This is a genomic window from Lysobacter sp. CA199 (genome assembly GCF_052078715.1).
Classification (GTDB): Bacteria; Pseudomonadota; Gammaproteobacteria; order Xanthomonadales; family Xanthomonadaceae; genus Lysobacter.
Genome location: NZ_JBQJIL010000010.1, coordinates 108,479 through 123,174 on the forward strand (window position 1 = coordinate 108,479; position 14,696 = coordinate 123,174).

Annotated in this window: 11 protein-coding genes and 1 riboswitch; of the genes, 5 read left to right on the top strand and 6 right to left on the bottom strand. The window is 66.3% G+C overall.

The window, feature by feature from the left end; genetic code table 11:
- Positions 1-75 precede the first annotated feature (75 nt).
- Entirely contained in the window at positions 76-1,299 is a 1,224-nt protein-coding gene (gene metK / locus ACTOWJ_RS19040; protein ID WP_441336197.1) for a methionine adenosyltransferase, read from the top strand.
- A 73-nt stretch (positions 1,300-1,372) separates the two neighbouring features.
- Here the strand turns inward: metK and ACTOWJ_RS19045 are convergent, their stop codons facing one another.
- Positions 1,373-2,353 (bottom strand): hypothetical protein, encoded by a 981-nt coding sequence (locus ACTOWJ_RS19045; RefSeq protein WP_441336198.1) that lies wholly within the window; start codon positions 2,351-2,353, stop codon positions 1,373-1,375.
- A gap of 161 nt (positions 2,354-2,514) precedes the next feature.
- Between ACTOWJ_RS19045 and ACTOWJ_RS19050 the strand changes: the two genes are divergently transcribed.
- On the top strand, positions 2,515-2,949 hold the full coding sequence (locus ACTOWJ_RS19050) for a DUF3955 domain-containing protein (protein WP_441336199.1): 435 nt from the start codon (positions 2,515-2,517) through the stop codon (positions 2,947-2,949).
- Positions 2,950-3,348: 399 nt separating this feature from the next.
- On the opposite strand, the gene ACTOWJ_RS19055 is transcribed toward ACTOWJ_RS19050, so the two are convergent.
- Positions 3,349-5,838 carry a prolyl oligopeptidase family serine peptidase gene (locus tag ACTOWJ_RS19055; protein WP_441336333.1) on the bottom strand — a complete coding sequence of 830 codons (2,490 nt, stop codon included), beginning with the start codon at positions 5,836-5,838 and terminating at the stop codon, positions 3,349-3,351.
- Positions 5,839-6,346: 508 nt separating this feature from the next.
- Positions 6,347-6,423: riboswitch (S-adenosyl-L-homocysteine riboswitch) on the top strand.
- A 62-nt stretch (positions 6,424-6,485) separates the two neighbouring features.
- Here ACTOWJ_RS19055 and ahcY point away from each other — a divergent pair.
- Entirely contained in the window at positions 6,486-7,946 is a 1,461-nt protein-coding gene (ahcY, locus tag ACTOWJ_RS19060) for an adenosylhomocysteinase (RefSeq protein WP_441336200.1), read from the top strand.
- 268 nt (positions 7,947-8,214) lie between these two features.
- On the opposite strand, the gene ACTOWJ_RS19065 is transcribed toward ahcY, so the two are convergent.
- The 4 genes from ACTOWJ_RS19065 to ACTOWJ_RS19080 form a co-directional block, all read right to left on the bottom strand.
- Positions 8,215-8,952: a LytR/AlgR family response regulator transcription factor gene (locus ACTOWJ_RS19065; RefSeq protein WP_441336201.1), complete on the bottom strand. Its 738-nt coding sequence runs from the start codon at positions 8,950-8,952 to the stop codon at positions 8,215-8,217.
- Positions 8,949-9,989: a sensor histidine kinase gene (locus tag ACTOWJ_RS19070; protein WP_441336202.1), complete on the bottom strand. Its 1,041-nt coding sequence runs from the start codon at positions 9,987-9,989 to the stop codon at positions 8,949-8,951. The genes ACTOWJ_RS19065 and ACTOWJ_RS19070 overlap by 4 nt, the downstream gene beginning before the upstream one ends.
- Before the next feature lie 67 nt (positions 9,990-10,056).
- Positions 10,057-10,974: an alpha/beta fold hydrolase gene (locus ACTOWJ_RS19075; protein WP_441336203.1), complete on the bottom strand. Its 918-nt coding sequence runs from the start codon at positions 10,972-10,974 to the stop codon at positions 10,057-10,059.
- 152 nt (positions 10,975-11,126) lie between these two features.
- On the bottom strand, positions 11,127-11,810 hold the full coding sequence (locus ACTOWJ_RS19080) for a GNAT family N-acetyltransferase (RefSeq protein WP_441336204.1): 684 nt from the start codon (positions 11,808-11,810) through the stop codon (positions 11,127-11,129).
- Positions 11,811-12,010: 200 nt separating this feature from the next.
- On the opposite strand from ACTOWJ_RS19080, the gene metF reads away from it, so the two are divergent.
- Together metF and ACTOWJ_RS19090 are read left to right on the top strand one after the other, a co-directional pair.
- Positions 12,011-12,835 carry a methylenetetrahydrofolate reductase [NAD(P)H] gene (gene metF / locus ACTOWJ_RS19085; RefSeq protein WP_441336205.1) on the top strand — a complete coding sequence of 275 codons (825 nt, stop codon included), beginning with the start codon at positions 12,011-12,013 and terminating at the stop codon, positions 12,833-12,835.
- Between the two features lie 283 nt (positions 12,836-13,118).
- Positions 13,119-14,390, top strand: coding sequence for a M12 family metallo-peptidase (locus ACTOWJ_RS19090; protein WP_441336206.1), 1,272 nt, complete (start codon positions 13,119-13,121; stop codon positions 14,388-14,390).
- Positions 14,391-14,696: the final 306 nt, after the last annotated feature.

Below are 14,696 nucleotides of genomic sequence, written 5' to 3' on the forward strand. Positions count from 1 at the left end.
GCACAATGCGCGCTCCCGGCCCAGGCTGTATCCTATGCGGCCATCTTTTTATCCGAATTGAAGGATATCCACCCGATGTCGAGCTACCTGTTCACTTCCGAGTCAGTGTCCGAAGGCCATCCGGACAAGATCGCCGACCAGATTTCCGATGCGGTGCTGGATGCGATCCTGGCCCAGGACAAGCGCGCGCGCGTGGCCTGCGAAACCCTGGTCAAGACCGGTGCGGCCATCGTCGCCGGCGAAGTGACCACCAGCGCATGGGTCGATATCGAAGGCCTGGCCCGCAAGGTCATCAACGAGATCGGCTACAACAATTCCAACGTCGGTTTCGACGGCCACACCTGCGCGATCATCAACATGCTCGGCAAGCAGTCGCCCGACATCGCCGCCGGCGTGGACCGCAAGAAGCCGGAAGAACAAGGCGCGGGCGACCAGGGCCTGATGTTCGGCTACGCCTGCAACGAAGCCCCGGAATACATGCCGGCGCCGATCTACTACTCGCACCGCCTGGTCGAGCAGCAGGCCAAGGTCCGCAAGCAGAAGAACTCCAAGCTGCCGTGGCTGCGTCCGGACGCCAAGTCGCAGGTCACCCTGCGCTATGACGACAAGCACCAGGTCGTCGGTCTCGACGCGGTGGTGCTGTCCACCCAGCACGATCCGGGTATCAAGCAGAAGGATCTGGTCGAAGGCGTGTACGAGCACATCCTCAAGCCGGTGCTGCCCAAGGCGTGGCTGGACAAGCTGCCCAAGAGCAAGGTGCACATCAATCCGACCGGCATCTTCGTGATCGGCGGCCCGGTCGGCGACTGCGGCCTGACCGGCCGCAAGATCATCGTCGACAGCTACGGCGGCATGGCCCGTCACGGCGGCGGCGCGTTTTCGGGCAAAGATCCGTCCAAGGTCGACCGTTCGGCCGCTTACGCCGCGCGTTACGTGGCCAAGAACATCGTCGCCGCGGGCCTGGCCGACAAGTGCGAAGTGCAGGTCTCCTACGCCATCGGCGTGGCCGAGCCGACTTCGATCTCGGTGACCACCTTCGGCACCGGCAAGATCAGCGACGAGAAGATCGAGAAGCTGATCCGCAAGCACTTCGACCTGCGCCCGTACGGCATCGTCAAGATGCTCGACCTGATCCATCCGGTCTACCAGCTCACCGCCGCCTACGGCCACTTCGGCCGCAAGCCGAAGGAAGTCAGCTACCTCGACGGCGCCGGCAAGAAGCACACCGCGACCGCGTTCTCGTGGGAGAAGACCGACAAGGCCGACGACCTGCGCAAGGACGCCGGGCTGAAGAAGTAATTCGGCGCCAGCGGTGCGATAAAAAAAGGGCCGCGAAAGCGGCCCTTTTTCTTGCCCGAGCGATTCCGGGCGATCACTGATGCAACGGCGCGCTGTTGCCCTGGGCCAAGTTCTGTCCCGGGCTCGAGGTCTTTTGCGCTGCGTATTCGGGGTACAGCGCCATCGCCTCGCGCCCCATCTGTCGCTCCAACTGCGGGTAGCGCTCCGGATCGGCCTTGGCCAATTCCACGCTCATGCCGTGTCCCGACGCCTCCGGCGGATCGGTCGCGAGGAACAGCGCCCGGTTGGATTCCGGCCCGCCCACGCCGACCTTGCCGATCGCCGCGTGACCGCCGTGCTTCATGTACTCCACGGTCAACGCCGAAGCCAACTGCTTGGCTTCCGAAGCGAACGGTTTGTCGTCGTCGTCCTCGCAATTGACCAGTTCCTTGGGAATCTTGGCCAGAATCTGGTTGTACACCTCGTGCATGGGATGCTCGGTCTCGGCCAGACGCAGATCGGGTACGGCGCTCGAACTGGAGGCTTGCTTGCGCTCGTCGCGATCGGCCAGCACCGTCGTGGTCTGCGCCGCCACCGCGCTGTCGGACAAGGTCGATCGTTGCACCTCATCGCCGGCGTCGGCCGAGGTCCGGTAACCGTGCAGGTATTCGGCCTTGGTGCGCTCGCTCTTGAGCGAGAAATCCAACCTGCCGTCGGCTTGGCCGATCGCGCATCCCGGCGCGATCGCGCCTTCCGGATCGAAGCCCTTGCGCTCCAGCCAGTCCTCGATCTTGCCGGCCAGCCAGCGATCGCTGAGATCGGAATACACCACGAACGCGTTCGCGCCGTCGGCGCCGCCGAACCCCGACTTCTCCAGCGCCTTGTCCAGGGCGGCCTCGTACGCACCCCAGTTGCCGTTCTTCTGGCTGCAATCGGAGTACACATGCGCCAAGGCGATCTTGTCGTCCTTGGACAAGGCGATCGCAACACATCCGCTCAGACCGTCGGTCATGAGCTTGGTTTTGCCGGCGTCGGCCACCAGCCATTCGTCCGCTCCCACCTTCACTCGAGTCATCGCCGTCTCCCCTGCCAGCCCTCGTCCGTCGCGAGATCGCCACCGCGGCGCCCCGCCGGCCGCGCGGCGCGCGAACCTCCGCTCCGGGCGCGCCGGATGCGGTCGTTGCAGCGCATTAGACGTGGAAAGCCCGCAAGAACGGCCGCGACCGGAGGCCGCGTATGCGCATGAGCGTGGTGCGCGTGGTCGCCATCACGCCGGCACGGTGCTTCTATCGCGCGACGCTGAATCCCGCCGCAACCGGCAGGCCACCTCACCGCCGCTTCATTCTCGACTCACACCGAACGCGCATCGTCCATCGCATCGCGATATCGCGGGCGGCCATATCGCCGCGACCGCCCGCGCCGTTTCCCCTACCGAGGTTGTTCGCCATGCGCTTCTCGTTCTCGCTCCCCATGCTGTCGCTGGTTTCGATCGCTCTCGGCGGCGGCTGCCTGCTCGCCTTCCGCCTGATCGGCTCGAGCATCGACGAACACGGTTTCCTGCACGAGCCCTTCGGTCTGTTGCCGATCGGCTGGACGCTGATCCTCGGCGGCGCCGTGGCGATGCTGGTCGCCGGTCTGGGCGCGATGGCGCGCAGACAGCGCCCGGACTGAGCGCGGCAAGGGCGTCGTCACCACGATTTCACCGGCGAGAACGCGCTGGCCAAGCCGCAAAGCAAGCCGATTGCGATCCAGACGCAGAGCACGCCGCGCTGAAACGCAGCTTCGACGAGCGTCCAAGGTGGGCAGTCGTCCACTTTTGTGGTAGGGAGCTTTAGCCCCGACGCTCTTGGTTGTGCCTCAGTAAACTGGCCGGAAAGCGTCGGGGCTAAAGCTCCCTCCCACAAAAGAAATGACGGCACGCGATCACCGCCGATGAGACGACGCGGCGCCTGAGCGCCCCGTCGCTGGTCTGGCCTGGTCTGGCCTGGTCCTGCCAAACTCGATCTTGCCGAACTCGATCGCGAAACATCCGATCTGCTCAGCCCGATTCGGCCGATCCGACCTCGCCGCTTACTTGGCCGGCGCCGCCGCGCGCTTCTTGCCCTCGCTGCGATCCGCCTTCGCGTCGTCAGGCTTGGCGTTCTTCACATACAGGTCCAGCCAGCGATTGGTTTCGGCCATCAGCTGCAGGATCGATTCGCGCGCCCGATAGGCATGCGATTCGTTCGGCAGCAGCACCAGCCGGGCCTTGCCGCCCAATCCCTTGATCGCGGCGAACAAGCGTTCGCTCTGGATCGGGAAGGTGCCGGAGTTGTTGTCCTGTTCGCCGTGGATCAGCAGCAGCGGGTCCTTGATCCGGTCGGCGAAATTGAACGGCGACATCGCCTCGTAGGTCGATTGCGCCTGCCAATAGTTGCGCTCCTCGGCCTGAAAACCGAACGGCGTCAGGGTGCGGTTGTAAGCGCCGCTGCGGGCGATGCCGGCCTTGAACAGGCGCGTGTGCGCCAGCAGGTTGGCGGTCATGAAGGCGCCGTAGGAATGGCCGCCGATCGCGATCCGGTTGCGGTCGGCGACGCCGCGCCGCACCACTTCGTCGATCGCCGCCTGGGCGCTGGCGGTGAGCTGGTCGATGTAGGTGTCGTTGGGTTCGTGATCGCCCTCGCCGACGACCGGCATCGATGGGTTGTCGAGCACCGCATAGCCCATCGCCAGGTACGGCAACGGCCCCCAATAGCTCACCGCGTTGAAGCGGTACGGCGAACCGGTGACCTGGCTGGCCGCATCGGCCGATTTGAATTCGGCCGGATAGGCGTACATCAGCATCGGCAACGGGCCGTCGCGCTTGGGATCGTAGTTGGGCGGCAGATACAGGTTCGCGGTCAACTCGACGCCGTCGTTGCGCTTGTAGCGGATCTGTTCTTTCTTGATCTCGCGCAATTGCGGAGTCGGATGCGGGAACCGGGTCAGTGCGCGCGGCTTGGCGTCGGCGGCATCGAGTTCGCGCAGGTTGAGGTTGGCCGGCTCGGTCGGCGATTCGCGCATGGTCAGCAGGCGCTTGCCGGCCTCGTCGAGCAGCGCCATCGGTTTTTCGTAGTACGGCGCTTGCGAGTGGAACAGGCGGGTCTTGCGTTTGTCGCCCAGATCCAGGCGGTCGACGAACGGGCGGTCGCCTTCGGCCGACGCGCCGTCGCCGGCGTAGTACAGCGCATTGCCGTCGGCGGAGGTCAGCAGACGCTCGAAACCGGCCGCATCGCGCTGCATCAGCGGTTCGCCCGGATCGTTGTAACGGTCTTCGCTGGAACCCTCATGCACCAGCTCCGGCGCACGCTCGCCCTGGTCGGGCGCGATCCGCCACTGCCGGGCCTTGCGCGTCTTCCACCAGAACTCATCGATCAACGCCAGCCCGCCGCTGCTCCAGCGCGCGCGCTCGTAGCGCATGGACAAACGCGCGATGGTCAGCGGCGGTTGATCGAACGGTGCCGCCTGCATCAGCACCGCGTCGCGGATCTCGGCCGCGCGCGCCGGATCGCCGCCGTCCTGCGCCTCGGCCCAGACCAGGGTCGCCGCTGCGTCGCTGCGCCAGGCGATGTCGCGCACGCCGGTCGGCACCGCGTCGTTGCCGGTCGGCAGCCCCTCGACCAGCGGCAGCCGCGCGATTTCGTGTTCGAACCGGCCGTCGGCGCTCAGCACTTCGATGCGATGGGCGAACATCGAGGCCGGCACCTGGTACGAGAACGGACGCTCCAGGCGGACGGTCAGCACATGGCCGCCGTCGGGCGACGGCGTGGCGTCGGTGTACAGCGCGGGCTCGCCCGCCTTGGCGACCTGGCCGGTCAGATCGACCGTGGCCAGTTGCGAACGCAGGTAGTACTCGAAGGTGCGCGCGTCGCTCTCGTTACGCAGCAGATCCTGATAGGTGCGGATCTGGCGCACGGTCGCGCTGGCCTGCGTTTCCTGCGTCGCCGGTCCGGTCGGCGCGATATCGCGCGGCGGCGGTTCGCCCTGCCCTTCGGGCTGCAGTTGGATCAGCAGACGGCGGCTGTCGGGCATCCACGCATAGCCATCGCCGCTGACGGTGTTGAGGCCGGACACCAGCTTGCGCGCGTGTCGGGTTTCGCGTTCGATCAACCACAGCTCGTTGGCGCCGCTGGCGGCGTCGACGCGGTTGAAGGCGATCCAGCGCTGATCGGGCGACCACTGCAAGGTCGCCAGCGACAACGGCGACGGCAGGCCTTCGATCTCCAGGCGCTTGCCGCTGTCCACCTCGAGCAGGCTCAGGCCGGCGCCGAAGCTGAAGCGGCTCTGCGCGCGCACGCGCGGATGAATGCGCAGGCCGGCGAGCTTGAGTTCGGGCTGCGCGACCACCGCGATGCCCGGCAACGACGGCGTGAGCACCATCGCCACGGTGTCGCGCCGCGGGCTGAGGAACAGCGTCGGCGCGCGCGGCGCGTCGGCGATGGCCTGCAGCGCCTTGGGCGGCAGTTGGTAGCCGTCGGCCAGGGTCTGCGGCGCGGGCGCGGCGGCGGGCTTGGCGGTGCGCGCCGAGGCGTCCTGCGGCATCAGCGCCAAGGCCAGAGCGGGCGCCAACACGCTCAGCAACAGGCCGCCGCGGCGCAGGCGTGGCGGTAACAGGCCGTCGCGGCCGGGACGTCGCGGGTTGGATTTCATTGCGATGCGATCCTGGTGGAATGAAAGACGGTGCGGCGCATACCGCTCGGCATGCCCGCCAGGGGCCGAGCTTAGCCCGGCCCGGCGACGCCCGGCGTATGCCATTGGGGCTGCCCGGCGGCACTGTCGCAGCGGGTCGCGGGACGCCGGCCGACTGTCCACAGTCGGCGCGGGCCGGCGGGCGTTCGCGGTCGTCGAAGTGGCGCGGTCGCGGCCTGCGCCGCTCCTACAGGGGCGCCGTGCAGTCCGCGAGGTCCGACTGTAGGAGCGGCGCAAGCCGCGACCGCGAAATCACGCCAACCACGAACCCACCCTACCGCCACGACCCCCGCACCCCGCGGCTTGGCCACCCCACCCGTCGTGCGGCCGCCATACCCGCCGCGATATACTGGCCGCTCAGCCCGCCGAGGGGCGCTGCGACCGTGTATGCCACGGCCAGGCTCGGCGAGGTGTAGGCAGCAACGGCGCCCGGTTTGAGTCCAACGACTCGCCGGACCCGGCATTCCCGCCGGCTCCCCAAAGAACTGGAGCTCCTCCCGATGAACGCAGTACCCAAAACCTTCTCGACCGAAGGCGATTACAAGGTCGCCGACATTTCCCTGGCCGACTGGGGCCGCAAGGAAATCGACATCGCCGAGCACGAGATGCCGGGCCTGATGTCGATCCGCAAGAAGTACGCCGCCGCGCAGTCGCTCAAGGGCGTGCGCGTGACCGGCTCGCTGCACATGACCATCCAGACCGCGGTGCTGATCGAGACCCTGCGCGACCTCGGCGCCGACGTGCGCTGGGCCTCGTGCAACATCTTCTCGACCCAGGACCACGCCGCCGCGGCGATCGCCGTCAGCGGCACCCCGGTGTTCGCCTGGAAGGGCGAATCGCTGGAGGAATACTGGGACTGCACGCTCGAAGCGTTGACCTTCCCGGGCAGCGGCGCGGACAAGCACCTGGGCCCGCAGTTGGTCGTCGACGACGGCGGCGACGTGACCCTGCTGATCCACAAGGGCTATGAGCTCGAAAACGGCGACGGCTGGGTCAACACCCCGTCGGGCAACCACGAAGAACAGGTGATCAAGAACCTGCTCAAGCGCGTGCACGCCGAGCGTCCGGGCTTCTGGCACACCGTCGTGCGCGATTGGAAGGGCGTCTCGGAAGAGACCACCACCGGCGTGCACCGTCTGTATCAGCTGGCCGAGGCCGGCGGCCTGCTGGTCCCGGCGATCAACGTCAACGACTCGGTCACCAAGTCCAAGTTCGACAACCTCTACGGCTGCCGCGAGTCGCTGGCCGATGGCCTCAAGCGCGCGATGGACGTGATGCTGGCCGGCAAGGTCGCGGTCGTGTGCGGTTACGGCGACGTCGGCAAGGGCTCGGCCCATTCGCTGCGCGCCTACGGCGCCCGCGTCGTGGTCACCGAAATCGACCCGATCAACGCCCTGCAGGCGGCGATGGAAGGCTTCGAAGTCAACACTGTCGAGAGCACCCTCGGCCGCGGCGACATCTACGTCACCACCACCGGCAACAAGGACGTGCTGACCCTGGCGCATATGTCGCAGATGAAGGATCAGGCGATCGTCTGCAACATCGGCCACTTCGACAACGAGATCCAAGTCGACGCGCTGGTCGCTTCCGGCGCCAAGCACCTCAACATCAAGCCGCAGGTCGACAAGTACACCTTCCCCGCTTCCAACGGCGCGCCCGGCAACTCGATCTTCCTGCTGGCCGAAGGCCGCTTGGTCAACCTGGGCTGCGCCACCGGCCACCCGAGCTTCGTGATGTCGAACTCGTTCTCCAACCAGACCCTCGCGCAGATCGACCTGTGGGCGAACAAGGACAGCTACGAGCCCAAGGTCTACATCCTGCCGAAGAAGCTCGACGAAGAAGTCGCGCGCCTGCACCTGGAAAAGATCGGGGTGAAGCTGACCACCCTGACCGACGACCAGGCCAAGTACCTGGGCGTGTCGGTGGACGGTCCGTACAAGCCGGATCATTACCGCTACTGATCGGTTCGCCTTCGGGCGATGCGGGTTAAGAAAACGGGCGCCTTCGGGCGCCCGTTTTGTTTGATGGGGCACAGAACCAAGACTTCGCATTGCGTCGGCCGCCGATTGACCGCGTCGCGGCTCGCGCCGCTCCTACAGTCTGCCTTCGATGCTACGACCGCCTCTTGTAGGAGCGGCGCAAGCCGCGACCGCGCCAACCCGAACCACTGCGCAACCGCGATCGTCGACCACAGCCCAACCAGGCGAACACCGTCTCCGCACAACCTCTCTACAACGCCAACCGCTCGCGCAACTCCCGCGACTGCCGCCGCGAGACTTCGATCCGACTGCCGTCCTTGAGTTCCAGTTCGAAGCCGTCGTTGACCGCCAGATCGACCGCCTTGATCGCGCGCAGATTCACCAGGGTGTTGCGGTTGGCGCGGAAGAACAGCGCCGGGTCCAGTCGCGCTTCCAGTGCGCTCAGGCTGCGCGCGAGCAAGGCGCATTCGCCGCGGAACCAGACCCGGACGTAATTGCCGTCGACGACGATGCGGCTGATCTCACGCAAGGCGACGAACCAGCAGCGCTCGCCATCGCGCAAAAACACTTGATCGTCCGCGCCGAGCAGGGCGCGCGGCGCGGCGTTACTCCAGGCGCTTTCGGACAGGCGCGCGCGGGCGCGCTGCAAGGCCTCGGCCAGGCGCGCGGGGTCGACCGGCTTGACCAGGTAATCGAGCGCATTGGATTCGAACGCGCGCACCGCGTACTGGTCGTAGGCGGTGGTGAACACCACCAGCGGCGCGCTGTCCAGGCCCTCGATCACCTCGAAGCCGTTGCCCGACGGCATCTGGATGTCCAGCAGCACCAGGTCAGGACGCAGCCGCTCGATCGCCGCCTGCGCCGCGGGCACGTCGTCGGCCTCGCCCAGCAGTTCGATGTCCGGCAGCGCGCCCAGCAAGGTACGCAATTCCTGCCGCGCCAGACGGGTATCGTCGACGATCAGCACGCGCAACGGCCTACCACTCATTGCGGTATTTCCAAGCGCGCCACGACCCGTCGACCGTGCTGCTTGAGTTCGAAATGTCCGGCGCCGTCACCGCGGGCCAGACGGGCGCGCAGATACGCCAGGCCGACTCCGCGCCGCGCCGGTTCGGGATCGATGCGCCCAGGATTGCCGACCTCGATGCACAAGCGCCCGTCCCGGCTGTGGACCTGCAAGCTCAGTTCGCCGCCGCCGGGCGTGCGCGCGATGCCGTGCTTGACCGCGTTCTCGACCAACAGCTGCAGTGCCATCGGCGGCAACCGCGCGCCGAACGCCGCTTCCTCGATGTCGCGCCGCACGCGCAGGCGATCTTCGTAATGCACCGCTTCCACCGCCAGATAATCCTCCACCACCACCAGTTCCTCGGCCACGCTGGCCTGCTCGCGCTGACTGTGGTCCAGGGCGTGGCGCAAGATGTTCGACAACCGGCTGACTAGTTCGCGCGCGCGCTCGGTGTCCTCATTGATCAGCGCGCGCACGTTGTTGAGCGCGTTGAACACGAAATGCGGGTTCAGGCGCGCGCGCAGCGCATCGAGTTCGAAGGCGTTGCGCAGCGATTCGGCGTTGAGCCGGGCGATCTCGCCCTCGCGATAGCGCTGCATCGCCATGGTCCAGCTCCACAACGCCACCCACAGGCCCAGCATGAAGGCGGTGTTGGCCCAATACACGAACAGCATCGCCGGGCGGAATCCGGTGGAGTTCGGCAGCGAGACCCAACCCTGGCTCAACGCCAATTTCACCGTCGGACTCAGCACCAGTTGCGTCAGCGTCGCGCCGACCAGGATGCACAACAACAGACGCCACGCCAGCCGCACCGGCCCCAGTTCGAACCAGTACCGCCGCAACGCGATGTACCGTATTCCCACGCCGGACAACCACAGCGCCAGCGACAGCATCACGAAGATCAGCACCGTGCCCGAACTCAGACCGCCGAACGCCACGCTCACGCTCAGGTTGAACACGGCCATGCCGGTCCAGAACACGGCGTCGAACAGGACAGTTCGCAATTGAGTTCGCGACATGCAGCGGTCTTCCGTTGGAGAAACTACTGGGCCGCGGCCGTGGTTCAACATCGCCCTGCCGTCGGCTTCAACCGCCGTCGCCGGCTTTGGCGCCGATGAAGCCGCGCACTTGATCCTGCAGCCACGTGGGGTCGTCCCACATCAGGAAATGGTAACCGGCCTGGCTCACTTCGATCGCCACGCCGTTCAATCCGGCGTACTGGGTCTTGAAGATCGCGGTCGTGGTCTCCTTAGTGGCGCCGTAGGTCGCATAGGCCGCCCACGAACCCAACACCAAGGTCGGCGTCTGGATCTTGGTCAGTTGCGGGCGCAGATCGGTGCTCATCATCTCGTACATCGCCTGCGCGGTGGTGGCGCGATCGCTGGCTTTGCCCCATTCGATCAACGTGGCCACGCGCTTTTCGTCCAGGGTCATGCCCTTGACCGCGTTGGCGACACCGCGGTGGTAGCTCTCGGCATCCTGTTCGGTCATCTGCTTGCGCATGGCCTCGGTCCTGGGCCGCATCGACTCGGCGGTCGCGGCCGGGTTCTGCAACGCGCCCAGGAAGGCCAGCGCATCGACGATCACCAGCCGATCGATCGCCTGGGGCTGGGCGATCGCCATTTCCAGCCCGATGAAGCCGCCCAGGCTGTGGCCCATCACCACCGGCCTGGCGAGCTTGCGCGCCTTGATGTAGGCCAGCAGGCGGTCGCGCATCGACTCGCAGAAGTTCTCGGTCTTGATCGGCGCCGCGCCGGCGAAACCGGGGAACTGCACGATATGGCATTGCACCTTGTCGGCCTGCAAAGCCGCGCAGGTCTCGCGCCAGGTTTCGCCGGCGCTGTTGAGGCCGGGAATCATCAGCACCGGCCGGCCGCTGCCGACGACCTCGATCGTCAAGTCCTGGAACTGCTCGGTCTTGGCCTGGGCGGCGCCGGCGGCGACCATCACGACGGCGGCAAGCGCGATACGACGCAGAAAACGCGAGTGGGACAACGGGTTCATGGCGGCTCCGGGCCTGGGTGGTGAACCCACCTTGCCCGGCCGCGGGCGGGCCGCCGGCGGATAAATGACGAGCGGCCGCGGACGATCGCGAGCGGCGCCGTATCGAGAGGAACGGCGCGCTGACGCCGCCGATCGCGACGCCGGCCCGGAACCTAATCGCCGGCGCGGCGCAGCGACCAGAACGCGATGTCCCGGCGCAACCGATAGCCGTTGCGCTCGTACAGTTCCACCGCGCGCGGATTCTCGTGGCTCACGTGCAGGAACGGAACCCGGCCACGGGCGTGGTTATCGTTGGACAGAAAGATCAGCAGCCGGCGCGCGTAGCCGCGTCCGAGAAAATCGGGATGCGTGCAGATCGCGCTGAGTTCGGTGTAGTCGTGCGTGCCCATGCGCTCGCCGGCCATCGCCGCCAGTCGTCCGTCCTGGCAGATGCCGAAGTAACGGCCCAGGTCCATGGTGCGCGCGCGGAAATAATGCGGGTAGACCAGCGCGGTCAGCGCCAGCACCTCCTCGCGCCGGTCGGGGCCGAGTTCGACGATATCGGCGGTGTCGACGGCCGCGACCGGCTCGGGACAGATCATCTGCGCCAGATCGGTCATGTGGCGCAGTTCCCACTGCGGACCGACGCTCGGCGCACGGCCGAGCAGCAAAGCCGTGTCGCCATCCGGGACCAGGGTTCGCAAGGCCGTGTCCATCGCCGCGCCGTGTTCGCGTACGCCCAGGAACGGCGCGATCGGCGCCGGATAACGCGCCGCGTCGTCGTGTTCCATCGCCAGATCGCGATGACGGCTGCGCAGCGATTGCCAGATCGGATTATCGAGGACGTGTTCGTGCATGGATACGCGAGTTGGGGAAGACCGCGCATCTATAACCCAGTCGCGGCGGTTGCGCAGCCATGCCGTCGGCGCGGCCCGAAGCCCGCCCCCGCGGCCCGGCGCAGGAGCCGCGAATCGGCCGCCTTCGGCCGCGTCGCCGGGTATTTTAATTCATCGCGATAAAGAGATATTATCGCCTCACCACCGCCGCGGCCCCGCCCATGCTGCCCATCAGCTTCGAGTTCTACCCGCCCAAGACCGACGACCAGCGCAGCCAGCTCGACAAGACCGCGGCCAAGCTCAAGTCCTATTCGCCCAACTATGTCTCCTGCACCTTCGGCGCCGGCGGCTCGACCTTGAGCTACACGCCCGAGACCATTCGCCGGCTGCGCACCAAGCACAAGCTCGACGCCGCGCCGCATTTGTCCTGCGTCGGCGGCACCCGCAGCGAGATCCGCGAACTGCTGCAGCTCTATCGCGAGATCGGCTGCCGGCGCCTGGTCACCTTGCGCGGCGACCTGCCCTCGGGCATGGCCAGCGCCGGCGATCTGCGCTACGCCAACGAACTGGTCGAATTCATCCGCGCCGAAACCGACGACCACTTCCATATCGAAGTCGCGGCCTACCCGGAAACCCATCCGCAGGCGCGCGACGCGCATTCGGATCTGGAGAATTTCAAGCGCAAGGTCCGCGCCGGCGCGAACGGCGCGATCACCCAATACTTCTACAACCCCGACGCCTACTTCCGTTTCGTCGACGACGTGCGCGCCGCCGGCATCGATATCCCGATCGTGCCCGGCATCATGCCGATCTCCAACTTCAGCCAACTGCGCCGCTTCTCCGACATGTGCGGCGCGGAGATTCCGCGCTGGATCGCCCAGCGCATGCAGGCCTACGGCGACGATGCCGACAGCATCCGCGAATTCGGCGCCGACGTGGTCGCGCAGTTGTGCAGCCGCCTGATCGAGGGCGGCGCGCCGGGCCTGCATTTCTACACGCTCAACCTGGCCAAGCCGACCTTGACGGTGCTGTCCAGAATCGCTTGAGCGGCACCGTCCGAGCCTCGCGAAAAGACCGTTCATGTACATTTGAACTGAAGCCGTTCGTCACAAAATTTGTAACTTTCGTCCACTACTTACGACGAACTGCTAAGCCAGTTCTCACCTTCGGCTTGCCCTCGGACAATTTCGGTCTTGAGCCCTGAGACCGCGCGGTAGCCCACTGCTCACAGGATGCATCGCCGCGACGAGCGATGCCCTCGCGACCGCCGTCGCGCGCCCAGGCCACGGGCGCGCGACGCGCTGCGGTCCTCTAAGGAGAGTGAGTCTCATGTCCGCACGCAATAAATTGCTGCCGCTGAACTTCGCCATTGCTCTGTCGCTCGGCCTCGCCGGCGCCGCCTCGGCCGCCGAACCGGCCCCGCTGTTCTCCTCGCCCGCCAACGCCGTGGTGCGTAGCGCCAACACCGACACCGCCTACAAAGCGGTCAAGGCCGACCGCGCCGCGGTCAAGGTCGATCTGGTCCGCGCCGACGCCGCGCAGATCAGCCAGGACCGCGATGAGCTGCTGCTCAACCTCGCGCCAGGCGTCAATCTCAAGGCCCATAAGCTGCAGGCGGAGAGCAAAGCCGACGGTGTGGTGATCTGGCAGGGCCTGGTCGGCGATCCGAAGACCCAGCTCAAGCGCATCAACCAATTCACCGGCGCCGAGTTGATCAGCGATCCGGAGGAATCGGCCACCATCGTGCGCCAAGGCGACCAGATGTCCGGCACCGTGCGCAGCGGCGGCAAGCTGTATCGCATCGATCCGCTCAAGAACGGCGGCCACACCGTCAGCCTGATCGACGAAGCGCTGATGCCGCCCGATCACCCGGCCGCGGCCTACACCGCCAAGCCGATCGTGCCGTTCCTCAACGATCCCAAGTTCGACGAAGCCGCGGCCAACGAGAAAGCGCCGGTCGTCGTACGGGTCATGGTGGTGTATACCCAGGCTGCCGCGAACGCGGTCGGCAACATCACCACCAAGTCCAATCTGGCGATCACCGAGAGCAACCAGAGCTTCGCCAACAGCGCGGTCAACGTGCAATTCCAGCTGGCCGGCAACTACACCAACAGCTATGTCACCGCCGGCTTCGACACCGACCTGAGCCGCTTCCGCGGCACCACCGACGGTTATCTGGACAACTATCACGCCACCCGCAACTCGATCACGGCCGACGTCAACGTCCTGGTCATCACCGATCCGGCGTACTGCGGCCTGGGCTATCTGAACTCGAACGCCGCCAGCGCCTTCAGCGTGGTCGGCGCCAGCTGCATGACCGGTTACTACAGCTTCGCCCATGAGATCGGCCATAACTTCGGCGCGCACCACGATCCCAGCAACGGCAACAACACCACGTATCCGTACGGCCACGGCTACTGGGGTCCGGGCAACGCCTGGCGCACCATCATGGCCTACAACTGCGGCAGCAACTGTCCGCGCCTGAACTACTGGTCCAACCCCAACGTCACCTACAACGGTGCGCCGATGGGTACCGCGGCCAAGAGCAACAATGCGCGCGTGTTGAACGAACGCGCGGCGACGGTGGGAGCTTTCCGCTAACAGTCGCGATTGCACCCGACGCGGCTGCGGTGGCCGCGTCGGGCGCGATATCGCCGAACCCTGCTCGCCACCGCGATCGCGGTGGCGAGTTCGTTTTGGTGTTCGTATGAGCGGATGCTTTCGCAAGAACTGATAGGAAAGCGTCGGGCCTGAAGGCCCTCCCACAAAAAACCTCGAAGTCGCGAAGTCTATTGTGGGAGGGCCTTCAGGCCCGACGCTTTTCTTTCAGATCGCCATAGACTTCAACAACACACCCGCGCCAAAAACCGATCAGCCCACGACCCTCGCCGCTCACCCGGCCACACC

Coding starts and splice junctions, on each gene's coding strand:
- ACTOWJ_RS19090 (WP_441336206.1), top strand. CDS start 13,119: ATGTCCGCACGCAATAAATTGCTGCCGCTGAACTTCGCCATTGCTCTG.
- ACTOWJ_RS19045 (WP_441336198.1), bottom strand. CDS start 2,353: ATGACTCGAGTGAAGGTGGGAGCGGACGAATGGCTGGTGGCCGACGCC.
- ACTOWJ_RS19075 (WP_441336203.1), bottom strand. CDS start 10,974: ATGAACCCGTTGTCCCACTCGCGTTTTCTGCGTCGTATCGCGCTTGCC.
- ACTOWJ_RS19055 (WP_441336333.1), bottom strand. CDS start 5,838: ATGCCGCAGGACGCCTCGGCGCGCACCGCCAAGCCCGCCGCCGCGCCC.
- ACTOWJ_RS19070 (WP_441336202.1), bottom strand. CDS start 9,989: ATGTCGCGAACTCAATTGCGAACTGTCCTGTTCGACGCCGTGTTCTGG.
- ACTOWJ_RS19065 (WP_441336201.1), bottom strand. CDS start 8,952: ATGAGTGGTAGGCCGTTGCGCGTGCTGATCGTCGACGATACCCGTCTG.
- metF (WP_441336205.1), top strand. CDS start 12,011: ATGCTGCCCATCAGCTTCGAGTTCTACCCGCCCAAGACCGACGACCAG.
- metK (WP_441336197.1), top strand. CDS start 76: ATGTCGAGCTACCTGTTCACTTCCGAGTCAGTGTCCGAAGGCCATCCG.
- ahcY (WP_441336200.1), top strand. CDS start 6,486: ATGAACGCAGTACCCAAAACCTTCTCGACCGAAGGCGATTACAAGGTC.
- ACTOWJ_RS19080 (WP_441336204.1), bottom strand. CDS start 11,810: ATGCACGAACACGTCCTCGATAATCCGATCTGGCAATCGCTGCGCAGC.
- ACTOWJ_RS19050 (WP_441336199.1), top strand. CDS start 2,515: ATGCGCATGAGCGTGGTGCGCGTGGTCGCCATCACGCCGGCACGGTGC.